28 protein-coding genes are annotated in these 24,731 nt (G+C 40.3%); 7 read left to right on the top strand and 21 right to left on the bottom strand.

From position 1 onward, the window contains the following. Positions 1 to 129 precede the first annotated feature (129 nt). The 6 genes from ACIFOD_RS14600 to ACIFOD_RS14575 all read right to left on the bottom strand — a co-directional run bounded on the left by ACIFOD_RS14600 (position 130) and on the right by ACIFOD_RS14575 (position 5,350). Positions 130 to 1,008 carry a GNAT family N-acetyltransferase gene (locus tag ACIFOD_RS14600; RefSeq protein ID WP_430315220.1) on the bottom strand — a complete coding sequence of 293 codons (879 nt, stop codon included), beginning with the start codon at positions 1,006 to 1,008 and terminating at the stop codon, positions 130 to 132. 97 nt (positions 1,009 to 1,105) lie between these two features. Next, on the bottom strand, positions 1,106 to 1,882 hold the full coding sequence (locus ACIFOD_RS14595; protein ID WP_430315219.1) for an ABC transporter permease: 777 nt from the start codon (positions 1,880 to 1,882) through the stop codon (positions 1,106 to 1,108). Continuing rightward, entirely contained in the window at positions 1,879 to 2,781 is a 903-nt protein-coding gene (locus ACIFOD_RS14590) for an ATP-binding cassette domain-containing protein (protein WP_430315218.1), read from the bottom strand. The genes ACIFOD_RS14595 and ACIFOD_RS14590 overlap by 4 nt, the downstream gene beginning before the upstream one ends. Next, a complete protein-coding gene (locus ACIFOD_RS14585) occupies positions 2,778 to 2,993 on the bottom strand; it encodes a PLD nuclease N-terminal domain-containing protein (protein WP_430315217.1) in 216 nt (71 codons plus the stop codon). Before ACIFOD_RS14585 ends, ACIFOD_RS14590 begins: the two co-directional genes overlap by 4 nt. A gap of 126 nt (positions 2,994 to 3,119) precedes the next feature. After that, positions 3,120 to 4,112 (bottom strand): helix-turn-helix transcriptional regulator, encoded by a 993-nt coding sequence (locus ACIFOD_RS14580; RefSeq protein WP_430315216.1) that lies wholly within the window; start codon positions 4,110 to 4,112, stop codon positions 3,120 to 3,122. A gap of 914 nt (positions 4,113 to 5,026) precedes the next feature. Then, complete coding sequence (locus tag ACIFOD_RS14575) at positions 5,027 to 5,350, bottom strand: DUF4870 domain-containing protein (protein WP_148969340.1); 324 nt, start codon at positions 5,348 to 5,350, stop codon at positions 5,027 to 5,029. A 240-nt stretch (positions 5,351 to 5,590) separates the two neighbouring features. On the opposite strand from ACIFOD_RS14575, the gene ACIFOD_RS14570 reads away from it, so the two are divergent. The 5 genes from ACIFOD_RS14570 to ACIFOD_RS14550 all read left to right on the top strand — a co-directional run bounded on the left by ACIFOD_RS14570 (position 5,591) and on the right by ACIFOD_RS14550 (position 9,668). Beyond that, positions 5,591 to 6,370, top strand: coding sequence for an undecaprenyl-diphosphate phosphatase (locus ACIFOD_RS14570; protein ID WP_324744179.1), 780 nt, complete (start codon positions 5,591 to 5,593; stop codon positions 6,368 to 6,370). A 10-nt stretch (positions 6,371 to 6,380) separates the two neighbouring features. After that, a complete protein-coding gene (locus ACIFOD_RS14565) occupies positions 6,381 to 6,980 on the top strand; it encodes a DedA family protein (RefSeq protein WP_430315215.1) in 600 nt (199 codons plus the stop codon). Between the two features lie 62 nt (positions 6,981 to 7,042). Continuing rightward, positions 7,043 to 8,173: an amidohydrolase gene (locus ACIFOD_RS14560; protein ID WP_430315214.1), complete on the top strand. Its 1,131-nt coding sequence runs from the start codon at positions 7,043 to 7,045 to the stop codon at positions 8,171 to 8,173. A 276-nt stretch (positions 8,174 to 8,449) separates the two neighbouring features. Next, positions 8,450 to 9,007 carry a GNAT family N-acetyltransferase gene (locus tag ACIFOD_RS14555; RefSeq protein WP_430315213.1) on the top strand — a complete coding sequence of 186 codons (558 nt, stop codon included), beginning with the start codon at positions 8,450 to 8,452 and terminating at the stop codon, positions 9,005 to 9,007. 145 nt (positions 9,008 to 9,152) lie between these two features. Then, complete coding sequence (locus ACIFOD_RS14550; protein WP_430315212.1) at positions 9,153 to 9,668, top strand: hypothetical protein; 516 nt, start codon at positions 9,153 to 9,155, stop codon at positions 9,666 to 9,668. A gap of 80 nt (positions 9,669 to 9,748) precedes the next feature. Here ACIFOD_RS14550 and ACIFOD_RS14545 read toward each other — a convergent pair whose 3' ends face one another. The 6 genes from ACIFOD_RS14545 to ACIFOD_RS14520 all read right to left on the bottom strand — a co-directional run bounded on the left by ACIFOD_RS14545 (position 9,749) and on the right by ACIFOD_RS14520 (position 15,270). After that, positions 9,749 to 9,898, bottom strand: coding sequence for a DUF2639 domain-containing protein (locus tag ACIFOD_RS14545; protein WP_113970979.1), 150 nt, complete (start codon positions 9,896 to 9,898; stop codon positions 9,749 to 9,751). A 60-nt stretch (positions 9,899 to 9,958) separates the two neighbouring features. Continuing rightward, entirely contained in the window at positions 9,959 to 11,029 is a 1,071-nt protein-coding gene (locus tag ACIFOD_RS14540; RefSeq protein WP_430315211.1) for an undecaprenyldiphospho-muramoylpentapeptide beta-N-acetylglucosaminyltransferase, read from the bottom strand. 183 nt (positions 11,030 to 11,212) lie between these two features. Beyond that, complete coding sequence (locus tag ACIFOD_RS14535) at positions 11,213 to 12,688, bottom strand: phytoene desaturase family protein (protein ID WP_430315210.1); 1,476 nt, start codon at positions 12,686 to 12,688, stop codon at positions 11,213 to 11,215. After that, positions 12,685 to 13,779 (bottom strand): glycosyltransferase, encoded by a 1,095-nt coding sequence (locus ACIFOD_RS14530; RefSeq protein ID WP_430315209.1) that lies wholly within the window; start codon positions 13,777 to 13,779, stop codon positions 12,685 to 12,687. The genes ACIFOD_RS14535 and ACIFOD_RS14530 overlap by 4 nt, the downstream gene beginning before the upstream one ends. A 7-nt stretch (positions 13,780 to 13,786) precedes the next feature. Beyond that, complete coding sequence (locus tag ACIFOD_RS14525) at positions 13,787 to 14,506, bottom strand: lysophospholipid acyltransferase family protein (RefSeq protein WP_430315208.1); 720 nt, start codon at positions 14,504 to 14,506, stop codon at positions 13,787 to 13,789. Next, positions 14,503 to 15,270, bottom strand: a complete 768-nt coding sequence (locus ACIFOD_RS14520) for a carotenoid biosynthesis protein (RefSeq protein ID WP_430315207.1) — start codon at positions 15,268 to 15,270, stop codon at positions 14,503 to 14,505. The genes ACIFOD_RS14525 and ACIFOD_RS14520 overlap by 4 nt, the downstream gene beginning before the upstream one ends. A gap of 158 nt (positions 15,271 to 15,428) precedes the next feature. Between ACIFOD_RS14520 and ACIFOD_RS14515 the strand changes: the two genes are divergently transcribed. After that, positions 15,429 to 16,796, top strand: a complete 1,368-nt coding sequence (locus ACIFOD_RS14515) for an MATE family efflux transporter (protein ID WP_430315206.1) — start codon at positions 15,429 to 15,431, stop codon at positions 16,794 to 16,796. A gap of 61 nt (positions 16,797 to 16,857) precedes the next feature. Here the strand turns inward: ACIFOD_RS14515 and ACIFOD_RS14510 are convergent, their stop codons facing one another. The 4 genes from ACIFOD_RS14510 to ACIFOD_RS14495 all read right to left on the bottom strand — a co-directional run bounded on the left by ACIFOD_RS14510 (position 16,858) and on the right by ACIFOD_RS14495 (position 19,815). Beyond that, positions 16,858 to 17,631 (bottom strand): SDR family oxidoreductase, encoded by a 774-nt coding sequence (locus ACIFOD_RS14510; protein ID WP_430315205.1) that lies wholly within the window; start codon positions 17,629 to 17,631, stop codon positions 16,858 to 16,860. A 251-nt stretch (positions 17,632 to 17,882) separates the two neighbouring features. Beyond that, positions 17,883 to 18,689: a CAP domain-containing protein gene (locus ACIFOD_RS14505; protein WP_430315204.1), complete on the bottom strand. Its 807-nt coding sequence runs from the start codon at positions 18,687 to 18,689 to the stop codon at positions 17,883 to 17,885. A gap of 320 nt (positions 18,690 to 19,009) precedes the next feature. Beyond that, positions 19,010 to 19,369, bottom strand: a complete 360-nt coding sequence (locus ACIFOD_RS14500; RefSeq protein ID WP_397553994.1) for a hypothetical protein — start codon at positions 19,367 to 19,369, stop codon at positions 19,010 to 19,012. A gap of 164 nt (positions 19,370 to 19,533) precedes the next feature. After that, positions 19,534 to 19,815 carry a hypothetical protein gene (locus ACIFOD_RS14495; RefSeq protein WP_430315203.1) on the bottom strand — a complete coding sequence of 94 codons (282 nt, stop codon included), beginning with the start codon at positions 19,813 to 19,815 and terminating at the stop codon, positions 19,534 to 19,536. Positions 19,816 to 19,886: 71 nt separating this feature from the next. Between ACIFOD_RS14495 and ACIFOD_RS14490 the strand changes: the two genes are divergently transcribed. After that, positions 19,887 to 20,132 carry a DNA alkylation repair protein gene (locus ACIFOD_RS14490; protein ID WP_397553992.1) on the top strand — a complete coding sequence of 82 codons (246 nt, stop codon included), beginning with the start codon at positions 19,887 to 19,889 and terminating at the stop codon, positions 20,130 to 20,132. Between the two features lie 89 nt (positions 20,133 to 20,221). On the opposite strand, the gene ACIFOD_RS14485 is transcribed toward ACIFOD_RS14490, so the two are convergent. From ACIFOD_RS14485 to ACIFOD_RS14465, 5 genes are all read right to left on the bottom strand, one after another. After that, positions 20,222 to 21,841 carry an MDR family MFS transporter gene (locus tag ACIFOD_RS14485; protein ID WP_430315202.1) on the bottom strand — a complete coding sequence of 540 codons (1,620 nt, stop codon included), beginning with the start codon at positions 21,839 to 21,841 and terminating at the stop codon, positions 20,222 to 20,224. 114 nt (positions 21,842 to 21,955) lie between these two features. Beyond that, entirely contained in the window at positions 21,956 to 22,423 is a 468-nt protein-coding gene (locus ACIFOD_RS14480) for a MarR family winged helix-turn-helix transcriptional regulator (RefSeq protein ID WP_430315201.1), read from the bottom strand. A 47-nt stretch (positions 22,424 to 22,470) separates the two neighbouring features. Continuing rightward, positions 22,471 to 22,806 (bottom strand): DUF2085 domain-containing protein, encoded by a 336-nt coding sequence (locus ACIFOD_RS14475; protein WP_430315295.1) that lies wholly within the window; start codon positions 22,804 to 22,806, stop codon positions 22,471 to 22,473. A 39-nt stretch (positions 22,807 to 22,845) separates the two neighbouring features. After that, positions 22,846 to 23,139: a hypothetical protein gene (locus ACIFOD_RS14470; protein ID WP_430315200.1), complete on the bottom strand. Its 294-nt coding sequence runs from the start codon at positions 23,137 to 23,139 to the stop codon at positions 22,846 to 22,848. 23 nt (positions 23,140 to 23,162) lie between these two features. Beyond that, positions 23,163 to 24,083: a CobW family GTP-binding protein gene (locus ACIFOD_RS14465; protein WP_430315199.1), complete on the bottom strand. Its 921-nt coding sequence runs from the start codon at positions 24,081 to 24,083 to the stop codon at positions 23,163 to 23,165. Positions 24,084 to 24,731 lie beyond the last annotated feature (648 nt).

Below are 24,731 nucleotides of genomic sequence, written 5' to 3'. Positions count from 1 at the left end.
GCAAGAATATTCGTCACCGGTATCGAATAAACGACTTAATTTTCCCACAAAATAGTATGAATGTGTACTAACTTGCTCACTGATCAAGCCACTGATTGATTTCATTCTTGATGATTCCGTCTTGGTATCTCACTCATCATTCTCCACAGGAATAAGCTTAGCGTTACACTTTTTTTCATAGAATTCGATCGGTCCAGCTTCTTTTAATACAGCGTACATATACCCTTTTTCTTCCATGCACTGTAATGCATGATAAAGGAGTCCTTTTCCCACTCCTTTATGACGAGTGACTGGGAGCACCCCCATCGGCCCGTAAATCCCTTTTTTATTTTTATACACATCAAAGGCTGCAAATCCAATTAATTCACCTTTTTCTTCCGCTTTGATAATCGGGATGAATTCCTCGGATGATTGAAAGGCCTGTAACAACGTTTTTGACCATGATCCTCCAAAATGCTCCTCAACCCATACCAATAGTTCTTTTTCATCTTCAGCCTGGACAGGTCTGATTTGGAATTCAGGGTCCACTTCATATCTCCAATCTTTGTTCAATAAATAAACCGTCAAATCCCGGGCTGTAGTAACAGATCGGATAATCTTTTCATGAGGTATAGCATTAAGTTCTTTTTGCAGTCGAGGGTGTTCTGGTAGATGGGCGTAAAACGCTTTAATAATATGACCTTCGTTTAAAAACGTTTGATTGTATCTTTTCATGACTTCAATCGATGTGTTCCATACCTTTCTTGCGTGGGTTGATAATGGAATGGAAAAGCGATCCATTCGTTCTGTATACGAAGGCTCCGAAGGAATGGTTTTAAATATGTTTTCTATCTGTTCCATATAGGGTTCCAAAAGGTGATACATCTCCCTTAGAGTACCTTCTTTTACGTGAGCGGCTCCTAAATATAGATCCATGCTTTGAATACTTGCATGATGATTCCTTTCGGCAATCATATGAGCGTTTTGAATCAATTTGTTTACTTTATGGGTGTATTGAAGTTCTATCATGCAGCCTCCTCCCTTCTATTACCATTATTCGACATAAAGTAAGGTAATCCTTTTACTTTAATTGAGGTCCGTCCCACTAAATATAGAGCTGACTTGGTCAGATCAAATCTTTTTTCTTATAGAGTGGTGGTGCTATGAGCAAGATGGCCAGGCAAAGGATGGTAGTAAGGATAATGGTCCCTGTGAGGTGATCCGGCCACGTGTTGTGAAGGATGACTTCATTTACATAGTTGGTTAGCTGACTTGGGGACCACTTTAAGGTTCTGGTCATGAACCCTGACACAAAGGTTAATAATATGGTGATCCCGATCGCAAAGAATGCTGCCAGTCCCGACGTTTTTACTAAACTACTAAAGAAAACGACCATAGTTAAGATAAAGGTAAGCCACAAGCCATAAACGAGGAATCCCTGCACGAATGCCGTAAAATCAATTCCGTTAAATAATACCTGAATATAATACCAACCCGATAGCATCCCAAGGCCATAGGAGACCCACAACAGAACAAATGCAGCCATCCATTTGGAATAAATATAAGCTGCATATGAGACGGGCTTCACCAATACCATTACAGCATTTCCGCTCTTTCTCTCTCCCGCAATCATTCCCATGAATCCTAATACAATGATGAGGACGCCAAAGGTATTAAACTGACTGATGGTCGACAATAATACTTCTTCAGATGAGGGCGTTGGAATGCTGATGACCGTTCCTTCCGGCAGATCTCCTACTGATTGAATAATGTCTGGTAAATAAAAGGCCGTCAATGGTTCCGTTAACCCAAATAAAATGAATACGATGGGCATCCAAATCAATTTATAATTTCGTGTTAGTTCCAGCATTTCTTTTCTGAATAAAATCCAGCATATTTTCATACTTTGATCACCTCCATGAATAGTTCTTCAAGGCTCTGTTCACTTGTTTCCAATCTTGTTACTCCCCAATGCTTTTCTGAGATCATTGAAAAGATTCTCGCTCTATCCCTCTCCAGTTCACTTACTTCGAAAGAGAGTCGATTTCCTTCTGCTACAAGATGATGAACCCAATCTTTTTGCAGCAGATACGGTTTATACTTTTCGCTATCTTCGTTAAAGTACAGGTTCAATCTCGGTGTCTGGTGCCTTTCCTTTACTTCTAAAAGAGGCCCTTCTTCAATCAGGACTCCACCGTGCAAGAACAACACGTCCTCACAAACCTGTTCTGCATCATTTAAAATATGTGTAGAAAAAAGGATCGTCGTTTCCTTTTTCAACTTTTTTAACAGCTCCAGCACTTCTCTTCTCCCGAAAGGATCTAAGGCAGATACAGGTTCATCAAGGATTAATAGCTTCGGCTGATGAATAAGAGCCTGAGCTATCCCTAATCGCTGCTTCATTCCACCCGAATACTGACCAATTCTTCGATTTTTTCCTTCCAGCAAACCGACTAACTCTAAAAGTTCTTCACATCGATTTTGGGATGTTTTCCTGGTTAATCCTGCGATTTCACCGGAAAAGGTGAGAAATTCTTTTCCTGACATCCATTCAAAAAAGGAAGGATATTGGGGCAGATAGCCTATCAATTGCCGTATATCTTTAGAGGAATCGCTTGTTGAAATTGATCCATTAGTAGGTGTAATCAACCCTGCAAGCATATTTAAGGTAGTGGTTTTCCCTGCACCATTCGGACCCAGCAGAGCTGTGCAACGACCTTGTTTTAATTGAAAGGAAAGGTTTTTTACGGCAAGCTTTTCCCTATACTTCTTTTCTAAAGAAGATACTTCTAATACGTTCATCCATCATGTCTCCTTCCAAAAATGAAATACACAACCGGCCCAATGATATTGATAAACAGTATAATGAGAACCCATAGCCATTTAGGCCCATTCGTTGCTTTAATCCGGATCAAATCAATCACTGCAACCACCATGAGTATGAGTTGAATAAGGATAACAGGAGCAACAAGCCCCCAATTTATTGACTGAAATGCTTCTTGTAATTCGTTCATCTCGAATCCTCCTTTTGTTTTTCAAATATAAGACGGAGGAAAATGAAAATCGTTCATTATTCTTTTTAAAAAGTTTCTGAAACAATAAAAAGCACTGAGCCCCATTCAATGAGGTTCAGTGCTTCATTAATGCTGATATAAGGAATACAGCTTAGTCACCTCCGTTTTAACGGTGTCCACTAGAGAAGGAGGAGATATGACTCTCGCCTGGCTTCCAAAATTTAAGATCCAGTTCACCAGGCCACTACTGACACGGGCTTTTGTGGTTAGAATAAAATGGTCTTCACCATCTCTTTGAATGTCTACATCCTTTCCGAACTTATCGATGATCACATTGATGAGATGGTTTTGAAACGAAACTTTGATCCATTCTTCATCACCTGCAAACATATGAAAAGTGGATTGCACATACATAGATACATCAAAGGGTTCGTATGGAAAGGTTTCAGAAAGGGAGTCTACATTCCTTAATCGATCAACCCGGTAGTGGCGGATTTCGTCTGCTTCAAAATTATAGGCAATGAGATAGTAGAAATCACTTGCCCATGCAAGGGCATAGGGCTTCACTTTATAGAGCTTTCCGTCATGGCTCAAGTTAAACTGTTTCATCACATCGTATCGACCATATTGGAACGTAATCATTTTACGCTCTGCTATTGCTTCATGAATATCATGGATAGCGAGACGAATATAGGGACTTTCATTTTTAATGGAGGAATCGATTTGAATTTCATTATGCAGTTTTTTGCCTTGATGAAGACTTGTGAGACGCTTTATTTTTCCAGTCAGCTGTCTCGTTTCCTTCTTTGATATAAATTTGGCCGAAACGACTGCATCGATGAGCATGCGAAGTTCATATAGCTCGAACAGGCGATACTGATGACTATAATATTTAGGTAGCCCTTCTTTTTCCTGGTTTATGGTGACATCGAAATTATTTCTGATAAGATGCTCAAGGTCATCTTTTAATGAATTCTTGTTTAATTTCACGTCCGGGCCAAACATCTGCTTAAAACGAAGAATAATATCATCCAAACTCAACTCATGATCCTCATCCGTTTCTTCACTCAAAATACCCATCAACCTAAGCACTCTCTCTTTATTATCCACCCTCGTCATATTGATATGCTCCTTTCGGGGACAAACCTATTCTTCTAAACGAAAAGACATTTTTATAAAACTATCAATATTGAGATATTTTTGTCAATACTTTATTTCTAAAATGCATTTTTATGAAGGTACTTTTAGAAGATTGATATTTTATATAAGGTCTGCTTGGGCTCTGTCCATTAGTAAGTGCTGGATGGTGAGGGGAACTGCTTCGCTTTCCGCGGACGCTCGGCTAAGCCTCCTCAGCTTCGCTTCCGGGGTCTCGGCACGCCCGTACTTCCGCAGGAGTCTACGCAGTTCCCCTCACCATCTACAAGAAAATTCCGTGACAGAGCTTAATAGTGACAAAATCAATCTATAGAAAACGGACTACTCTTCTCTCCTTTAGAAGTTATTTAACGTGGGAGCATTATTTGGTTCATTTGAAAGATCGTTCAATGATCCACCGATTTATGAGTTAACATAAAATTTTCTTTTACTCCTTTATGGATAGTTTGTTTTAGAAAATCAAATGCTCAACCTATCTCCAATAGGAGCTTTTTTGAGTTTGTCTATATGTAATTATAGGCAGTAAGAATGTAGTAGCACAGAGTGGATTGTAGCGGAAGGCACTTGACTCCTGCGGGAGATAGAGGAAAAGTCGAGACCCCACAGACGGAACGTCGAGGAGGCTCGACTTCCTCCCCGCGGAAAGCAAGTGCCTGGAGCGGAAAGGAACGGACCATGTTTTCTCATTATCACTCCTTTAAAGGAAGGATTTACTTTTATTGAAACCTGTGCAATATCAGTGGGAGAGATTACGAAATGGCGACGAGGATGCCCACCTGCCTTACTTTCTCAGTGTAAAGACCACCAAAGTTAAAGGAAAGAACCTTAATAAAACAGAAAAAAAGAACCCGTGAATGCTCATGGGTTCCCAGCTGCTATTTAAGTAATCGAAAGACTGTCGGAATTCTATAATGCTCACCCTCATAGGCTCTGATCGCTCCTAATATCGTAAAGATCAAGGCCAGGACCCCCACGACAGGAGCCAGAACAAATCCGATCAGCACCACCATCAAAATGGTGCTTACCAAACCATAAACGGCATATGAAATGAGAAAGTTGAAGTATTCCTTTCCATGAAAGTCCACAAACTCCGATTCATCCTTCTTGATAAGCCAGATGATCAATGGTCCAATGAATGCTGTGAAGAAGCTTAATATATAAATAAGAGCAGCCATCATTCTTTCATCTTTTGTCGGCATATTAAAATTCCTCCTTTTCACCGCTCACCCTAAATTAGAGTAAACAGTCAGTTTGATTCTATCCTCCTCTATATTTACGTGCATTCAGTCAGAAAGTTTCATCTTATCACTTATTTTTTTAAACCCTTAAAGAGAAATTCATCAAACTTCAGGACAGTCCTCATGAAACGTGATGGGATGGAATATATGTTAAAAAGAGGAGTTTGTCCTTAGAGGACTTGCAGAAAGGTAGTGGTGGATTTGAATAAATTTGAAGCCTTTATTCTGGGAATCATCCAAGGTTTAACTGAGTTCCTTCCAATCTCAAGCACAGGTCACCTTTATCTGGGGAGGCTTAGCTTTGGCTTGGAGGAAGCTGGACTTTTCTTGGATACAATGCTTCATATCGGAACATTGATCGCTGTTCTCGTTGTATATCAAAAGGAACTTCTCTACATGCTGAGGCACCCCTTTAGTAAATTATCGTGGATTCTCATCATTGGAACGATCCCGGCTGTAATCGTTGGTTTTTTGTTCGAGGATTTCTTCGACTCAATCTCAAAGTCGGGTACCACCATCGGATGGGAGTTTCTTGCAACGGGATGTATTATGTATGTTGCAGATGGAGTGAAAAATGGCTATAAAAAATTGGATGATCTTTCTTACACAGATGCAGTGGTGATCGGAAGCTTTCAGGCAGCAGCCATATTCCCGGCATTATCAAGGTCAGGCCTAACCATTGCGGCAGGTTTGTTCAGGAAACTGGACAGGGAAACGGCGGCTTATTTTTCCTTTCTCCTCTCTACCCCTGCCATACTCGGAGGGATCGTGCTTCAAGGAAAGGAAATGATAGGAGGAACTGTTGAAGCGATTTCTTTTTCAAGTTTAGCCATCGGAACAGTAAGTGCCGCAGTGTTCGGATACTTCGCCATCCTTACGATGGTAAATTTCTTGAAAAAGCACTCGCTGAAAATTTTCTCTTACTACGTGTGGGCGTTAGGGCTCTTGATTCTCTTTCTCCAATATTCAGGAATCATGTAGGAGGAACTCGATGAACCATGAAACGATTGTACACATCCTGACACAATTAACTGATTGGGGTTACACAGGAATCGCACTTGCACTCATGATAGAAGTGATTCCAAGCGAGCTTGTATTAAGCTATGCAGGCTTTATGGTGAATGCCGGTAAGATAACCTTCATTGGAGCTTTCCTTAGCGGGGTCATCGGAGGCACAATTGCACAACTATTTCTCTATTGGCTTGGCTATTATGGTGGCCGCCCCTTCTTCGAAAAATATGGAAAGTATCTTCTTATTCAGCAAAAGCATTTGACTGCTGCTGAAAAATGGTTTGATCAACATGGTACCATCGTCATTTTCACCGCTCGATTTATTCCGATTGTCCGTCACGCCATCAGTATTCCGGCGGGCATCACCCGCATGCCTCTTTCTACTTTTAGTCTTTATACCTTTGCAGCCATGCTTCCCTGGACTTTATTGTTTATAGTCATCGGTATGGAGCTGGGTACTCATTGGGAGCACATAGAAGTAATCGGAGTACGTTATATTAAGCCTTTGAGTTTCATTGCGGTGTTAGGGACATTTCTCTATCTGATTTTTTCCAAATGGAGAAACAAAAGGAAGGAATAACTTCTTTTTTTCGATGAAATTGTTTAAAATAAGAAGGAACAAGACCCACGAAAGGATTAACTATGAATTCCATACTATTAAAGAACGCAACCATATACCCCATCACATCAAAGCCCATTCAAAACGGCTCTGTACTCATAAAAGACGGAAAAATCAAACAGATTTACTCACATAGCGTAGAATCATCCCGAGAAGTTTCAGTGTATGATTGCCAGGGGAAATTTCTTTTCCCCGGTTTCATCGACTCCCATACCCACCTGGGATTATACGACGAAGGGACAGGGTGGGCAGGTAATGATGCCAATGAAACCATTGAGCCCATGACGCCTCATATCCGGGCTTTTGATGGCGTGTACCCATTGGATCCCGGTTTTAAAGATGCCCTGAAGTACGGTGTCACAACGGTTAATGTCATGCCGGGGAGCGCAAATGTCATCGGTGGTACGACTGCTGTGATCAAAACCCATGGCTCAACGATTCGTTCCATGATCATTAAAGAAACCTCCGGATTGAAAATTGCCCTGGGGGAGAACCCGAAGCGGATTCATAGCACTGGCAACAATGATTCCATTACTAGAATGGGCATTATGGGTATGCTTAGAGAAGCATTTTTCTCAGCTAAATATTGCGATCAACCAGAAGAGCTGAGGGTTGCACCTTTAGTATCCGCTTTAAAACGTGAAATTCCGGTTCGGATACATGCGCACCGTGCAGATGATATCCTGTCTGCGGTCCGGTTTGCCGACGAATTCAATTTGGATTTACGAATCGAGCATTGTACAGAAGGACATCTAATCTCCGAGGAATTTCACGATAGGAATTTAATGGTTTCAGTAGGTCCAACCTTCACAAGAAGATCGAAAGTAGAGCTGAAAAACAAAAGCTGGATCACATATCAAAAACTGACGGAAGCTGGTGTCGAAGTATCCATCACGACAGATCACCCTTACACTCCCATTCAATACTTAAATATGTGTGCGGCTATCGCTGTACGTGAAGGATTGGAAGAACATAAAGCTCTTGAAGGCATTACCATCCTACCCGCCAGAAACCTCGGTGTATCTGACCGGATCGGTAGTATCGAGATGAACAAGGATGCCGATTTAGTCCTTTGGAGTCACCATCCATTTCATTTTATGGCGAAGCCCATCATTACGATTGTGAATGGAGAAATCGCTTATCAAAATGTGTAGATATTTGTTAAAAATTTTCATCAAAATTTAGCATTTTGCCTATTTCCTTTTTGAGATATTTCGTATATGATACAAATGGATAATATATTTCCGGTTACAAAAACGCGTTCTATTATTTTATAGAGTGATTGTAATGAAGGGAAGGCAAAAGGTGCGCCACCAGTTTCTGACTGGTCTTAGTGGGTTCGATTCCCACCCCGAAATTTTTTAGTTACCATTTAAAAATTTCGAGGGTGGGATCGTACGCAAGTAGACTGCCCTCAAGGAGGGTCTACTATGATCAAGAAACGTGAATTACATGAGTGTCATGAGCTCCATGACCTGATGGTGCACCCGGATGTCTTCCCTTTTGTGCGTCAAAAAGCTCATTCCTATGAGGAGCTCCTATTCTTAACGAAACAAACGATTGAAGCTGAGGAACGCGGTGAACTCATTTCACGAACCATTTTGGACGAATGGGGCAACCCGATCGGAACGATAAATTTATTTGATATTCAAGAAAATGCTGGATTCCTGGGAACCTGGATTGGCAAACCATATCACGGAAAAGGATACAACCAGCCAGCCAAAGACGCATTCTTCGCTGAGCTTTTCTTTGAACTGGGTATGGAAACCATCTTCATGAGAATCCGCAAAGTGAATACCCGCTCCCAAAAAGCAGCAGAAAAACTTCCATATGTAATTAGTGCGAATGAAACAAGAAAATCTCTTTACGAACAATTAAATGCTCAAGAAGAAGTATATGATTTATATGAAATCCCTAAAGACTTATACACACTTTATCTATATCAGCATCAACAATCCCAAGAAGAAGAGCAAGCTTTGGAAGCTTAGGATATAAACCGATTTCCCTATGAGGAAATCGGTTTTTTGTTTAATAACAATGCATATACGATCCCCTCTCCTCCTTCATACATAAATTCAAGTTACATCCGGGAAAGCTATAGTGAAGAAAAAGGTTTATAGGAGGGCTGTCACAATGCCTATTCGAATTATTTTAGTTGTACTATCTTGGGGAAGCCTGTTGTTTCTCAAAAAACAAACCATCCTCCGCTTCTCTCCCGCTGCGATTTTAGTGAGCTTCATTCTAACAACCATCACATTATGTAATTCTGTTCTAAAGTTATGGGAGATACGCGGGAATAAACAAGAAAAATTACTTGGTGATTTAATGTTTATTCTTGGCCCGTTCTTATGTGCTACACTTTGGGTTTTCAGATTAACCTTTCGATCCTTCCCGCTCTACATGCTCTTGAATGTCTTCATTAATTATGTATTTGCCTATCCCCTTACCTCATTCTTTGAGAAAAAAGGCATATATAAATTAAAACGGATGAAAAATCATTATATGTACATGTTTACGATCAGCTATTCCATTATTATTTATTGGTATCAATCCCTTATCGAAAATAAATTCATGAACAAGAATGAAGACTTATCCTCCCACAGATTCAGCGGGAAAACGAACGATATCATCGCAAAAAAATCATTATAGCTCACACAAAAAAGGAGCTGCTGATCGTTGACGTCTTATCTCTTTTAAAAGATAAACACTAACTACAGGCAGCTCCCTTTTTATTTTTTTTTCGCTACTTTCTCGAAATACAAATTTCTTACGACATAGGTTTTATAATTCTCCAATTTCCTTTTTTCCAGCGGATGATAATGGATTCCCGCCTTTTTTAGCTCTTGGAGGTACCACCCTTTTGAAAATTGATAAGCCATTATGCCTCTCCCCTTCAACCATTTATACACTATATGCTTAAAGGAGAGTACAATGACTTTTTATCTTGACATAGATGAAAGTTCCTCATACATGTCTTGTATGGTATAAGCTTTTTGACCTTTTTCCATGTTGTGGATATAGGTATCTCGATTTTCCTTTAACTCCTTGACTTTCATGAGGAAGCTCGCTTCTGTCAGCTCTTCTTCTTCCAGTTTTAATGCATATCCATGCTTTACGAAGCTGTTAGCGTTAAGGATCTGATCTCCCCGACTGGCTTCCCTTGATAAGGGGATCAGTAACATTGGTTTTTTCAACGCAAGAAATTCAAAAATCGAATTAGATCCCGCGCGCGAAATCACATAATCTGTCATCGCTAAATAGTGTGGAAGCTCACCTTTTATGAATTCATATTGTCGATAGCCTTGGGGGGTATAAGTTTCATCGATATTCCCTTTACCGCATATGTGTATGATTTGGAAATCGGCTATCAGTTCATTCAGATTCCCTCTTACCGCTTTGTTAATTTTTCTGGCACCGAGACTCCCACCCATAATCATCAATACAGGCTTATCTTCATAATACCCGGTTAATCGTTTTCCTTCCCGTGCATCTCCTGTAAACAACTCTTCACGTATTATCGCTCCTGCACATAAAGATTTATCACTTGGAAGTGATTGAACCGTTTCAGGAAAAGTGGTGAAAATTTTGGTCGCGAATGGAACCGCTAATTTGTTCGCGAGCCCCGGCGTTACATCTGATTCATGAATAGCTACTGGAACCTTTGCCATCTTGGCAGCCATGACGACGGGAACGGAAACAAATCCCCCTTTTGAAAAGATGATGTCTGGTTTCGTCTTTCGAATGACAGCTAATGCATCGAACACGCCCTTCATCACCCGGAATGGATCCGAAAAGTTTTTCCATGAAAAATATCGTCTGAGCTTTCCGCTTGAAATACTTTCGTACGGAATATGAGGAAACTGTTCTGTTATGATTTCCTTTTCGATTCCGTCTTCCGATCCAATATACGTTATCTCCCAGCCTTCTTTTTCAAAGTGTGGGATCAGTGCCGTGTTTACTGTAACGTGACCTGCTGATCCTCCACCTGTAAATAAAATACGTTTACTCATATGTATAAACTCCTAACTCGATTTTCTACTATCTTTCTCATTCATCATTATACACTTTACCAAAAATGCAGGTAGGATAGAACTAAGAAAATTTGACAAAAGAAAAGGGTTCCTCCTGTTATGCTCAATAAGAACCCTTTCAATCTTTGCGAAGAACCTATAGAAGGATGTAATGAAGACTTCCTAAAGCAGTGCTTCTTTATCTCGCTTCAGTATGTAATTCGCTACATTTCTTCCGCTTATTGTAACCATCGGGGAGCCTCCACCCGGATGAGTCGTACCTCCGACATAGAAGAGGTGCTCAATGTCCTTGCTGACGTTGGAAGGGCGAAGAAACGCTTCTGTCATCCGGTGGGAAGCAAGACCATATAGAGAGCCTTTATAGGCGGAGAATTTTTGTTTGATCGTATTCGGGGTATATACCCTCTCTACCTCTAATGATTCACGTATAGGTAGACCTTTTGACTCTAATTTCTGATAAATCTTCTCCTTATAAGCATCGGCTTGCTCGTCGGATAACGGAGCGGCTGGAGCATTCACAAGGATGAACAAATTACTTCCCTTTGTAATACGGGAATCTGTGGCAGCTGAATGACTGATATAGATCGTAGGATCACTTGGCAGCTCTTTTTTCATGAAAATCTCCGAGAACTCCTTTTGATAATCTTCTGTAAAATACACTTGGTGATGATGAACGGAATCCTGAAAGGTCCGTAACCCTGCCAGAATGACAAAAGCGGAAATGGAAGGTTCATAAGCATCCAGTTTCCTATCAGGGTGGCTTGGTCGATCTTTCTCTTCAATAAGATTTTTAGTAGCCGTGATAAAATCTCCATTCACTATCACATCATAAGCAGATATTGTTTCACCGTCTCCAGTTACAACACCCACTGCTCTTTTGTCCTTGACCACAATCTCTTTAACTCTTTTTCCCAGGTGGACAGTCCCCCCCAGTTCTTTAAAGAATTGATAGAAGCCCTTAGCTATCTCAGTGTTTCCACCATGCGTATAATACACCCCTTCTTTCATCTCGAGGTGGCCGATCAACGAAAAGGTCGCAGGGCACGCATACGGTGAGGATCCAATATACGTTGCATAACGATTAAACACCTTCAACACATCCTCATCCTGAAAGAACCTTCGGTGAAAATGATCCATCTTTTCAAAGGGACGGACCTTCATAAAGCTATAGGATAGCTGAGGGGAAAGATAATCCTGCCATGAACCAAAAACCCGGTAGAAAAAACCCCGCTCGGCTAATGTATACAGCTTTTCCACTTCCCTTAAGTACTCTTTGTAATGAGATGCCCCATACGGATCCAGTTTTTCAAGTTCCGTACTCATTTCCTCCGGATCCGCTGATTGATATAGAATTCTCCCATTGTGAAAGACATTTTTCGTATGTTTTACAAGTCTTTTAAACTGAAAATAATGAGAAGAGTCTCCTCCCGCATCATTGATCACCGATTGAAACACTTCAGGCATGGTAATGGTATTAGGACCAAAATCAAAGGTATAACCATCCATTTCAACAGGCATCATTTTCCCTCCAGGATGAAGGTTCTCTTCTATGATCGCTACGTTGTAGCCTTTACTCTGGAGAGAAATACCGGCAGACAATCCCCCTAATCCACCTCCAATAATGACGATATCCTTCATGAATAGGTCCTCCCCTTCCAAACGTATCCCTGTTTCTTCATTCCTCTCAGCATCGAAGCCCACATAATGATGATAAAGCTTATAGAAGCAAGCGGCATGATAAGAAAATGCCACCTGGATTGATTGGATGCCATATCAATCATGAGGGTTTGTACCCATATCGCCACCAACGGAACACAATAGCTCCATTCTCCCGCAATTAATCCATATAGGAACAAGGGAAGAGGCAATATGTAAAATACGAAGTAAAAAAGGGAAAGCAGAATAACGGAAAATGGACTTCTCCCTAATCCTATATAAATATTTTTCAAGAAACCTGCCCATACTTCCCTATTGGTATCATACATATGACATGTCACGTCATACGTATTGTTGACGATTGTTACCTTCCAACCCTTCTCTTTCACTTTCCTTGCAATATGCACATCTTCTAATAAAGATGATTTCACTGCTTCATGACCACCGCACTCTTCATACGCTTCCCTCCTAAAAAACATAAAGGCTCCGTGAGCAGCCGTAAATGCTTTTTTAGTCGTATGATTGGCAATTGCAATGGGTAAATGAAAATATACCAGAAAGTGTTGAAAAGGAACCAGCATCTTACCGAGCAAAGTAGGGATGGGAAATTGCGGGAATCCTGTTACAAGCCCTGCATTGTAGTGGTTCATCTGGAACAATACTTTCTCAATGATCGACGGGGACACCCTGACATCTGCATCAAGGAATAAATAATACGTTCCCCCTGCATGTCTGCTAAGCTCCTTGCATGCATGGACCTTTCCTACCCATCCTTTAGGAAGGGGCTTCCCATTGACTACCTTGAAACGGGAATCCCCTTTCGTCAGTTGAGATAGGAGCTCTTCGGTACGATCCGTCGATCCATCATCCAATATGATAAATTCTACATGTGAATAGGTAATCTTCTTTAAATTTGCAATTAATCCTTTCACATTCCTTTCTTCATTTCTCATTGGCACCAGGACTGAAACAAGTTCATTCGAAGATAATTTACTGGAAAGCTTAGGCAAAAAGAGGAGATTGATGAATGTGACCAGAACAAATAAGAGCGGGATGAGGATATAATGACTCAATGTCTATTCACCTCCGTTTCCTTCTTTTCCAGAAACTCAACCATTCACTATTCGTTGGGAATCCTTTGAGTAATAATTGAAAGCTAGAAATGTCTTCGTTTATGATATCAACTTTTAGGGAATCGAGCCTTTTTTCCATAATCGTCCTTAAACTGTCTGTAAGCTCTTTTCTTGATTGATGGCTATGATCACCATTCTCTTCACAGATCCGGATAAATAATTCAGGTCTTTGATCATGACGAAATGTGTAGTAAAACGTGACCACCGTAAGCTTTATCCCTGGATTACGTTCACTTAAGAAGCCAGGTCCACTCATAAATGAAAGAGGTCTCTTCTCAAGATGCTCTTCCTTCCCCTGGGGAAAGATCCAGACAGTTTTTTTCTGTTGCAGGCATTTTTCAGCAAACTTTAAAGAAGAGACTAAGTCTTTAGGTGACTCAGGCTTCACAGAGAATGCCCCGATTTTGCGAAAAAAAGAGAATTCCTCCATTCCTTTCTGACTCATCATCGCATAGCTGTCTTCTTTTACAACAAAATGATTTAAGTAAAAAACCATCAACCCGTCCCACCAGCTCGAGTGATTCGCGAGTATCAAGTGTCCGGAAGGTGATGTACTTTCCTTCCTCTGATCATCGATCCATACACGATAGAAATGTTTTTTCAGCTGATAAGTAAGGTAGCTGGCCAAGATGCGTTGAAATCCCGGACTTTTCTTCGGTTCGATCATACTACCTTCTCCAATCGTTTTCTAAGTATGAGAGACACACCGTAAAGTGCCAATGTAACCCAAACAGCCAGCCACAGGCCTTCTACGATCGCTGTCACGATAAACATAAAGATCACGAGGAAATACAACCGTCTCATCCGCAAGCTCCAATGTGAAGAAACACCCTCGTGTTTTATCCAATAGTACAGGATAAATTGAATGAAGAACGATACAAAAAACCAGCCTAAGAAATTTTGAGTTGGAATATCATAATACATCCCACCCTCATCCCATATCCAGTACTCACGGCCTTTAAAAGCTACTGGATCAATAATCAAGTCCATCGTCACCGCTAAAAGGGATGTGACCGTGCTATAAATAAACGCTCCCATTACAGTCCTTCTTTGGTATAGTAGAAATTCATAGTGTGCCATACTCGTGAAGATCACCATGACCCAGGCAAAGCCTATCGTGATGGGTACGCCAACCAGTTGAATGCCAAAGTCTTTTTCATAATGGTACGAACCGAATATCAGACCATAATGAACACCTAAAGACTCTGCAAAAACCGTAAGCAGCATTATAACCATCGCGATGATGGCCCCATTTTGTCCTCCGAATTTCCTCATTGCATAAAGAATAGCCAAAAAACCGGCCAAATATAAAAAAACGGCATTTGCCCATTGAAGGGACGGTGGAAGCCAATCAAGAGAAACGAGAATGATCCCCACTCCGTACCATATTAAAAACACAATCCAAATCCAGTCCTGCCATTGTTTAATCATTCTCTGCCTCCCTGACGACTTAATCTTTTCAACACCCATTATATAAGAGTGATCCCATAAAATGCATATTTGACTCTCTATCACTTGAAAATATGATACAGTATGATAGTGAATTTATCATATGTTCAAGGGACGCGTTTAGTAAAGGAGCTCATTCTATGAGAGAAACACACACTATTAAAGATAAAATCAAACAATTTTCCCTTATTCTCATTCCCATTCTGGTCACCCAGCTTGGTATGTTTGCGATGAATTTCTTTGACACCATCATGTCAGGAAAGTATTCTCCCACCGACCTGGCAGGTGTCGCCATAGGTTCCTCCCTTTGGGTTCCGGTATTTACAGGGTTAAGTGGCATCCTGCTCGCGGTTACCCCAATTGTCGCTCAATTAATAGGAGGAGGAAATAAGAAAGATGTTCCTCACACTGTGCTTCAAGGTGTCTATGCTGCCATTGCTCTATCACTTTTCGTGATGATTGTCGGTGCATTCGTTCTTAACCCAATTCTGAACGGAATGAATATTGAAACACAGGTCCGTACTGTGGCCAAGGATTACCTTATTGGACTTTCGTTTGGAATGATTCCATTGTTCATCTATAATGTGCTGAGATCGTTTATTGATGCTTTAGGAATGACAAGGGTCACCATGTTTATTACATTGCTTTCCCTTCCGATCAATGTAGTATTTAATTATATACTGATTTTCGGAAAACTCGGTTTCCCTGCATTAGGAGGAGTAGGTGCGGGTTATGCATCAGCCATCACCTATTGGGTCATTACTCTCATTGCCTTTTGGGTCGTGCATACGAAAAGTCCTTTTAACCATTTCTTTATCTTTAAAACCCTTCATAAGCCAAACCTTCTTAAGTGGAAAGAGCTCTTTCAAATCGGGGTACCCATCGGTTTATCGATTTTCTTTGAAGTAAGCATTTTCTCTGCCGTTACTTTGTTAATGAGCAACTATAACACCGTTGTTATCGCAGCTCATCAAGCAGCGATCAATTTTGCATCCTTTCTCTATATGATCCCTCTTAGTATATCCATGGCATTAACCATTGTTGTAGGGTTTGAGGTAGGAGCGAAAAGGCTTCGGGATGCAAAGATCTACAGCTGGATGGGGGTATGCTTTGCATTACTATTGGCAGTCATATACGGTGTGATCTTGCTCGTGTTCCGTTCAGAAATCTCGTACCTTTATTCAGATGATTCATATGTATTGGAATTAACGGCTCATTTCTTATTATATGCCGTATTCTTTCAGCTATCAGATGCCATTCAGGCTCCGGTACAAGGGGCACTCAGAGGATACAAGGATGTTAATATCACCTTTATGATGGCACTCATATCCTATTGGGTCATTGGATTACCGCTGGGTTATGTCCTGGCAAACTACACTGACTTCGGTCCATATGGATTTTGGCTCGGTCTGACATCCGGACTGACGGCAGGAGCCATAACATTGACTGCCAGGCTGTTATTCATACAAAAAAAGTATCGAAAACAATATAGCCTGATAAGTGAATAAACCCATAAATGAAATCAATAGACACGGCAGATTCTATTTTCTGCCGTGTCTATTCTTTCATTCACTGACGAAATACCTTTCCCAGCACATCCTTGCCCCCTGTAACGGGAATGATGGAGCCGGTAATGAAATCAGATTCTTCTTTACAAAGAAAAGAAATGATCCTCGAAAGGTCTTCCCCTGTCCCTGGTCGCCCGACCGGTGTGCCCGGATCATGATATTCTTTTGCTTTATGGATCTTTTCTTCTTTCCATTTGCCTACGATATCTCCAGGGCAGATCATATTGGCGGTTATTCCATTACGAGCTTCTTCTATTGATATCGTTTTCGTAAAGGAAGCGAGTCCCGCTTTTGCTGCCGCAAACGCGGAACGATAGATCCAGCCTGGTGCAGTTTCAACTCGATCATATCCAAACGTAATGATTCTTCCCCAGTTCTTTTCACGCATTTTAGGAATGATCAGCCTTGATAAATAAAAAACGCTATTTAAATTTCCATTTACTATGTAATTCCATTCTTCCGGGGAATAATCCACAAATGACTTCCGCTCTTTTACGTAAGGACCTGCATTATGAATTAAGATATCGATACTATCGACTTCAGTCCATATTTCCGCTACCATTCGTTCACATTCTTCCGGTACAGAAATATCACCTTTGACCGTTATTAATTTATTGTTAAATTTCTCCTTCAAGTGGGAAACAAGGTCTTTAACAAATTGATCGTCTTTCCTGTAGTTAATGATAACGGTATAGCCTTGTTTCGAGAATTCTTCTACCGTTCGCCGGCCGATCCCCTTCGACCCTCCCGTTATTAGCACAACTTTTTCTTTCATCAAGCTCACTCCACGTACTCGTTATACTTCAATAGTAAGAATGATTAGGCTGAATTGCAAATGTGAGGTCTTAATTCATGTGTTCATGAACTTACACGCACTATTCTTTGTATATCTTTCCTAGTTGAGTGAAAACCTAATCTTAAACCTTCTTTGTAGGCTTTGTTGTGCCAAATGTGAACATCAAAGTGGAAAAACACACAAAAAAACAACCTCTCCAAAAGAGAGGCTGCTTTCATGGTTGCGTTATATTATTTACCAATGAACTGTTGAGTCCAGTAGTTACCATTTTCTACATGTCCTACACCGATGTGAGTGTAGTTTGAGCTTAAGATATTTTTACGGTGACCATCACTGTCCATCCATGCTTGTACTACTTCTTCTGGAGTAGCTTGACCCATAGCGATGTTTTCACCGGCAGAGCTGTATTGGATGCCGAACTGTTTCATCATGTCGAATGGTGAACCGTACGTCGGGCTATCGTGAGAGAAGTAGTTATTCGCTTGCATATCACGAGACTTTTCACGTGCAACTTTGCTTAGCTCAGTATCTACTTTAAGTGCTGGAAGACCTTGTTTTGCACGCTCTTGATTTGTTAATTCCACTACTTTTTGCTCATATTGGCTTAATTGACCTGTTTCTTCACTAGCCTGTTGTTCTGGTTGCTGTTGCTGTTCGTTTGCTGCAGGAGCTGGTGCAGGTGCTGGTGCTTCTGCTTTTGGAGCTGGCGCCTCTGCTTTTGGTGCTTCTTCTTTAGGAGCTGGTGCTTCTGCCTTTGGTGCTTCCTTAGCAGGCGCTGGTGCTGCCTGAGCTTTAGGAGCTTGTCCTTTTAACAGCTCTTGTACATTAATATCCTTACCATCGATTTGGTATTTTGCTAGAGTATCTTGTACAAATTTATTTAAATCTTCTTGATTACCACTATATTTAAATGCGTTCACTTGTTGAGCAACCTTATCTGTTGGACACGGTGCTGCAGCGTCAGCTTTACCTGCCGCGAATGGTGCTGCTAATAAAGTGAATGCTGTTGCAGTTGAAATCATCATTTTCTTGTTCATAAAAATGAATTCCTCCTTAGTGAATGTGTTTTTCTTTGCTGCACATTCATCATACCACCCTGTTTTTGTTACATTTACGGGAGAACTTGGTAACTAGGAATCAATTGTTCTGTTTTGAAAGACAATTACTCTATAGTACTATAGTAATCACTGATTCTAGTAGGAAGAAATGTATTTCCATAATGATTAACTTACATTTCCAATAGTTGTATTATTTAGTCTTGTAGACTAATAATTACCTGTATATCAATATTGACAGCTTTTATAAGGTCCTTTCATTGTAACGGATGTTACAGTAACATTTCACACAACATGCGTTTTTATCCTAAAGATAGGTATTCATTGCATTTTTTATCAGATTCAATGATAATATATCCTTCTACTTGAAAGCCAAGACGTTTTAATTGTCTAACCCCTACATTGCATTCAATAGGATTACTCCCCATTACCACGATTGGACCCTCAGGGATATCGTGATAATGCCTTGTTATATATCCGCATGGGATCGCTACAATATTATCGCACTCTTCTTTAGATGAATCTTGATAATCCCGAACATCCACCACTACATTCCGTGAAGTCACCTCGAGAGAAGACCATTGTTTTGTTCTAACAGGAAAATATCGATAGTACATCATATAAGAAAGTACACTAAATAGAAGTAAGCTTATTACTAGCATACTGGCATCATCCTTTTTAATAATCTAATCATCATTATATACCTATGCAGGTATATAAGAAAGTGAAATGCTCAGAATGAGATGATTTGTTTATTTTCTGATACCATCATGAATGGATACGCAATGTCTGTCCTCGGTTATACATGCTAAACGTTTAAATGTCTTTATGTATCTCCGTTCAATTGTGAGACCATTTCAAGATGTACCTTTATTAATGAAACTTTCTCTTCACTCGTCAGGTCCGATTCAATCATTCTCTTCGTAGCTGATAGGTATTTTTCTTCTTTTGATTTACGCACTCTTGGATGACTATTTCCGTCCAATAGTTCACGTTTAATGGTTTCCTTCAGGATCTCTTCTGAAGAAGTACCCTCACTTATTAATAATCGGTTTTTCCATATGTGCCTGTAGGCCTCTAATAATGCTTCGAATGATTCTAATCTCATGATCCCACAACCCTTACATAAAAAGTTTATTTATTAAGCATACTAGAAAAAAACAAGGAAAGGTGATGTACATGACTACACCCTATCGCTGTCCCAGCTGTAAGACGAATCGAACCCGGTTTAATATTATACAACAAGTATCTCAGAGTGTGAAACTCGATCCTGCCTCTGGAGAAGTTGTTCAAAGTTATGAAGAAGGGCAGATCGAGCCTTTTCATCTAGCATACAATGGACCGGATTTAAAAGTACAATGTGCCGCTTGCGGTTTGGTAGAGGATGAGATGACGTTTAAGAAATTTGGAGAAAGTACGATGTAATTCATTTTTAAAAAGGGGTAACTGGTTGGCTCTGTGTTTGAGTACAGATCCACCCGGTTACCCCTCTTCTTATTTAGAACTGGATCCAATCAATGATTGGAAGCTTCTTTAAGCTTTGTTTCTTTCTCTTCTTCAGTTACATCTTTATTCGACATACGTAAAGGAATTTCATTCATAAAGAACGTTAATACAAAACCAACAAGAAGAATGATAGCACCAATAAAGAAGACATTCGTTAAAGCGAAACTTAACGACTCTCTCACTCCTTCGAGAATGGTTGCGTATATCCCTTGGTATTCTTGAGGTAATGTTGATTGTAATTCTTTTAATTTCTCCCCATTCATAATGTTTTGAGGATCCTGAAGCTGCTTCAGCACTCCTGATGTTTCAGGATTCGTAAGTAGTGGTGAGTCTTTCACTTCTGACATTTGCTCCTTCATCTCTGAGGACATGGAAGTATTCATCACGGTACCCATGATGGCTACACCAATCGTACCGCCGATTTGTCTGAACAATTGAGTCGCAGCGGTAGCCACACCAAGGAACTTATGCTGAACAGCGTTTTGAACGGTTAAAGTGAACACAGGGAAGCTCAGCCCAAGACCTGTTCCTACTATAATAATATTGATTAGAGCCGTTGTATTGGTTGTGTTTGTATCCATAAAGGATAATAGAATCATTCCTGCACTCATTACGAACAAACCGATTAGGGCTAGAAATTTATATCTGCCTGTCTTAGTGATGATCTGTCCACCAACTGTACTTGCGATCACCATACTTAATGTCATCGGCATCATCACCAAGCCAGACTTAGTGGCAGATGTCCCCATGACCCCTTGAATAAAGAACGGCATATACATGATGGCTCCAAACATCCCGGCACCCAGGATAAATCCAATGATATTGGATAACGTGAAGATTTTATTCTTGAACAATTGAAGTGGAAGAACGGGATTGCTTGCTTTCTTTTCCGTAATGATAAATAAGACAAAAAATAACACCGTTGCTGACAGTAACCCTATTATCGGAAAGGAAACCCATTCATAATCATTCCCACCCCACGTAAAGGCCAATAGTAAAGGAATAATCGTCAGAGTGAGCATAATGGAACCTAAGTAGTCCACTTTCAATCCTCTATTTGGTTTCTGTGAAGGAAACATTTTATAAATCATCCCAAAGGCGACGAAACCTACTGGAAGGAATACCCAGAACACCCAGTGCCAGTCTGCATTATCAACGATCCAGCCTCCTAATGTTGGGCCGAACACACTAGCGAGACCAAATACACTACTCATCAAACCTTGCCATTTCCCTCTTTCCCGAGGCGAAAACAGGTCTCCTACAGCCGTAAACGCAGTTGACATGATCATCCCCGCTCCAAAGCCCTGAATCCCCCTGAAGATGATTAATTGAAGGATGGAAGAAGAAAGTCCATTCAAGAATGACCCGATCATAAAGACACCGATACCAAGGAGGATGAACGGTTTTCTTCCATACATATCCGATAATTTCCCTACTAATATGGCTGTTACCGAACTGGTTAACATAAAGATTGTAAATACCCAGCTATAGTAGTCAATCCCGCCGATTTCAGAAATGATCCTTGGTAAAGCGGTTCCCACTATCGTTTGATTCAATGCTGCGAATAACATGGCTGACATGATGGCTATCATGATCATTACTTTTTTTCGATGTTCTAAGTGTTCCATTTTTAAGTCTCCCTTAATATTTATAATAAGAATAATTCACTTACTTAAGTAATTCAGCATAATAGAAGGGATGACCCAATCCGGTCAACCCTTGCTCTTTCATGCTTACACTTATTACTTGCGATTTGATGCTAATAGTTTTTCAAAAAGTCCAATCAGGTGATTTATCTCTTCTTTATCAAATTTCACAAATAATTCCTGAAAGTATTGAGTCTTTTTTTCTTCACATTGAGAAAGCATTTCTTCGCCCTGAGGGGTCAAAGCTAACTCTACTACCCTACGATCTTCGTGAGATCGCATTCTTGTGATATAGCTTTTTTCTACTAATGTATCTGTAATGGAAGTAATGTGACTTGCCGATACTTCCATACGTTTGGATATTTCAGAGGATTTCAATGCCCCATTCTCTCTTATGAGCTGAAGTACCCGAAATTCTCCATTGGAAATGAACTCACCAAAGATGGTTCGAATATCTGATTTCATCATTCTAAAAACGGATCTAAATAAACCCTCTAACTCGAACATTTCTTTTCCCACTAATAATCGACCTTTCTCACTTCTTACACTAAATAAATAGTTCACTAAGTTAACTATTATAGTTTAAACATTTTCTTCTGATCTGTCAATGGTTATGAACCGGTCATGACCATGATGGTTCTGACTCCCACCTTGGAGAATAAAATGATACTGATCGATAATCCGATCCCACATAGAAGACCGGTCACCAACCGTAACGAATTAGTACTCGTTCTCCACTTCCACTTCTGGGTGTATCCATCTGCCAGTAGAGGGATGATGAGCATCCCCACATATAGCAAATGAACGAATGTTACCAAAGGGAAATACAACCATATGAACGGGATCCCGATTAGGATTCCCACGAGAATACCCATACAGCGGAAACATAAGGGAAATTGTTTTCCTCTGACGACGAGTGAACGTTCTCGTATTCTATGACAGGGCATGAAGGATAATGTAAGGATTCCTTTCACTCTATCCCCCCCCTATGGACTGCAGTCCGGTGTACAATCACAGTTCGGTGAATCACAGTCAAATTTCTTTCCCCGTGGTAAAGGAAGGCAGTCAGGTGAATAAATTGCACAGTCCCAACAATCATTGGTCCTTTCCCTTTTATGTTTTTTTCGCTGATAATACGCGATCGTTGATATAAACATGATGACACTAAGTACGATTAAGCCGGTAAAGATAACGAACTGCAGTGTTGTCTCATATATACTCACCCCGTAGATTCCACCGATAAATATGATCAGTTCTACACTAAACAATAGAAACACCATGAATTGTTTCTCCACCCCTTAGGTTATTCTGTTATATCTATCTCCTGCAATGATCGTATTATTTCTGATTTATGTAATTTTTCTCCAATTATGACGAAATTGGTAGGATATTTCATATCTCCAGGCATAAATAAAGGCATACCATATGAATATTGAAACAAGGTTGGATTTTTCCGACCCTGTAAAGGAACATACCCCTTCATTCTATAAATGCTGTCAGGTTGATTTTTCACCCAATCTTCAAACGCTTCTCCATTTACTGTTCCATTGAATGTATACACGATTGCCTGTAAGGTTAAATGCTCGCCGATCGATGCTTTCTCATAGGAACCGTTTCGGTTATCCGTTTTTAAAGAAAATAGATCTGTCATTGAGACCTTTGAATAGTTCGTTAAGTACACTTTAGCATTTGGGTTGATTTGCTGAAGCTCATACGAGAATGTTCCCTGCTCCATCTCTGAAAGCAAATCCATTTTATTCGCCACAATATACTCTGCATGGCGAATTTGTTCTCTCATCAAATGTATGACAGCCGGACTGAATTCACCCCTATTTCGCCATTGTAGTCCATCCACAACAGTAACAATCCCTCTAAATTCGAACTGATTTGCAAACAGTGGGGATAAGATGGAATCGACAACCTCAACGGGATGGGCTGCTCCTGTTGTTTCAATGACCAGTACATCGAAATTTTCATTAAGCAGTAACTCCTGAAGCTGTGACTCCAGCTTTTCCGATATGGTGCAGCATATACATCCGTCTAGCAACTCCCGTAAAGCTGTATCTTTTTCAACTTCATCACTATCGATGGATACACTTCCTAATTCATTCATTAATACAGCCGGTTTTTTATTCTGGTCCTTTAAGGCTTGAAGCAAATCTTTTAATAACGTCGTTTTTCCACTTCCAAGGAATCCGGATAGTATATAAACATCTTTCTTCATTTAATCTTCCTCTCTATAGATCCTATACATATTCTATTAGAAAGCGCTTATGAACACAATGAAGGTATTCTCGTAAATCTCTTTTCACAAAGTTTATAGCTATTTTAGAGATGAAAGTAGTAGTGGATGTCCACTACAGGATGCTGGATTTGCATAACTTCCAAGAAAAAATGAATATATCATGAGTGTTAGTGTGAAAACACAGACCGTTCCTTTCCGCTCCAGGCACTTGCTTTCCGCGGGGAGGAAGTCGAGCCTCCTCGGGCTAAGCCCTGTGGGGTCTCGCCCTTTCCTCTATTTCCCGCAGGAGTCAAATGCCTTCCGCTACAATCCACTCTGTGCTTCTATATTCTGACTGGCTAATGGAGTATAAACAAACAAAAAAAGCTCCAATTATAGATATTTTAAGCGTTTGTTCCAAAAAAAAATTATCTAAACAATTGTGTACAATATCAACCTCATAACGCTTGCTTAAAAATCATTTTTTAGTCAAGGTTTTGTGACGGATCAATTGAATACCTCTTTTTAGGTGAGTAGGGGTTAATGTCATATTGAAGAAAAAGAACTATGCTTTCTAATTAGATTGTATTTTGACACCTTTTAGATCTGTCACGAAAATTCTCTTAAAGATGGTGTGTCCAATAATAG

This window comes from Rossellomorea sp. NRS-1567, from assembly GCF_050467885.1.
Taxonomy (GTDB): Bacteria; Bacillota; Bacilli; order Bacillales; family Bacillaceae_B; genus Rossellomorea; species Rossellomorea aquimaris_C.
This window is presented reverse-complemented; position numbering and strand designations above follow the sequence as displayed.

Excerpts from the sequence above, each read along its gene's own strand:
- ACIFOD_RS14600 (WP_430315220.1), bottom strand. The coding sequence starts at position 1,008 with ATGATAGAACTTCAATACACCCATAAAGTAAACAAATTGATTCAAAAC.
- ACIFOD_RS14595 (WP_430315219.1), bottom strand. The coding sequence starts at position 1,882 with ATGAAAATATGCTGGATTTTATTCAGAAAAGAAATGCTGGAACTAACA.
- ACIFOD_RS14590 (WP_430315218.1), bottom strand. The coding sequence starts at position 2,781 with ATGAACGTATTAGAAGTATCTTCTTTAGAAAAGAAGTATAGGGAAAAG.
- ACIFOD_RS14585 (WP_430315217.1), bottom strand. The coding sequence starts at position 2,993 with ATGAACGAATTACAAGAAGCATTTCAGTCAATAAATTGGGGGCTTGTT.
- ACIFOD_RS14580 (WP_430315216.1), bottom strand. The coding sequence starts at position 4,112 with ATGACGAGGGTGGATAATAAAGAGAGAGTGCTTAGGTTGATGGGTATT.
- ACIFOD_RS14575 (WP_148969340.1), bottom strand. The coding sequence starts at position 5,350 with ATGCCGACAAAAGATGAAAGAATGATGGCTGCTCTTATTTATATATTA.
- ACIFOD_RS14565 (WP_430315215.1), top strand. The coding sequence starts at position 6,381 with ATGAACCATGAAACGATTGTACACATCCTGACACAATTAACTGATTGG.
- ACIFOD_RS14560 (WP_430315214.1), top strand. The coding sequence starts at position 7,043 with ATGAATTCCATACTATTAAAGAACGCAACCATATACCCCATCACATCA.
- ACIFOD_RS14555 (WP_430315213.1), top strand. The coding sequence starts at position 8,450 with ATGATCAAGAAACGTGAATTACATGAGTGTCATGAGCTCCATGACCTG.
- ACIFOD_RS14550 (WP_430315212.1), top strand. The coding sequence starts at position 9,153 with ATGCCTATTCGAATTATTTTAGTTGTACTATCTTGGGGAAGCCTGTTG.
- ACIFOD_RS14545 (WP_113970979.1), bottom strand. The coding sequence starts at position 9,898 with ATGGCTTATCAATTTTCAAAAGGGTGGTACCTCCAAGAGCTAAAAAAG.
- ACIFOD_RS14540 (WP_430315211.1), bottom strand. The coding sequence starts at position 11,029 with ATGAGTAAACGTATTTTATTTACAGGTGGAGGATCAGCAGGTCACGTT.
- ACIFOD_RS14535 (WP_430315210.1), bottom strand. The coding sequence starts at position 12,688 with ATGAAGGATATCGTCATTATTGGAGGTGGATTAGGGGGATTGTCTGCC.
- ACIFOD_RS14525 (WP_430315208.1), bottom strand. The coding sequence starts at position 14,506 with ATGATCGAACCGAAGAAAAGTCCGGGATTTCAACGCATCTTGGCCAGC.
- ACIFOD_RS14520 (WP_430315207.1), bottom strand. The coding sequence starts at position 15,270 with ATGATTAAACAATGGCAGGACTGGATTTGGATTGTGTTTTTAATATGG.
- ACIFOD_RS14515 (WP_430315206.1), top strand. The coding sequence starts at position 15,429 with ATGAGAGAAACACACACTATTAAAGATAAAATCAAACAATTTTCCCTT.
- ACIFOD_RS14510 (WP_430315205.1), bottom strand. The coding sequence starts at position 17,631 with ATGAAAGAAAAAGTTGTGCTAATAACGGGAGGGTCGAAGGGGATCGGC.
- ACIFOD_RS14505 (WP_430315204.1), bottom strand. The coding sequence starts at position 18,689 with ATGAACAAGAAAATGATGATTTCAACTGCAACAGCATTCACTTTATTA.
- ACIFOD_RS14500 (WP_397553994.1), bottom strand. The coding sequence starts at position 19,369 with ATGCTAGTAATAAGCTTACTTCTATTTAGTGTACTTTCTTATATGATG.
- ACIFOD_RS14495 (WP_430315203.1), bottom strand. The coding sequence starts at position 19,815 with ATGAGATTAGAATCATTCGAAGCATTATTAGAGGCCTACAGGCACATA.
- ACIFOD_RS14490 (WP_397553992.1), top strand. The coding sequence starts at position 19,887 with ATGACTACACCCTATCGCTGTCCCAGCTGTAAGACGAATCGAACCCGG.
- ACIFOD_RS14485 (WP_430315202.1), bottom strand. The coding sequence starts at position 21,841 with ATGGAACACTTAGAACATCGAAAAAAAGTAATGATCATGATAGCCATC.
- ACIFOD_RS14475 (WP_430315295.1), bottom strand. The coding sequence starts at position 22,806 with ATGCCCTGTCATAGAATACGAGAACGTTCACTCGTCGTCAGAGGAAAA.
- ACIFOD_RS14470 (WP_430315200.1), bottom strand. The coding sequence starts at position 23,139 with ATGGTGTTTCTATTGTTTAGTGTAGAACTGATCATATTTATCGGTGGA.
- ACIFOD_RS14465 (WP_430315199.1), bottom strand. The coding sequence starts at position 24,083 with ATGAAGAAAGATGTTTATATACTATCCGGATTCCTTGGAAGTGGAAAA.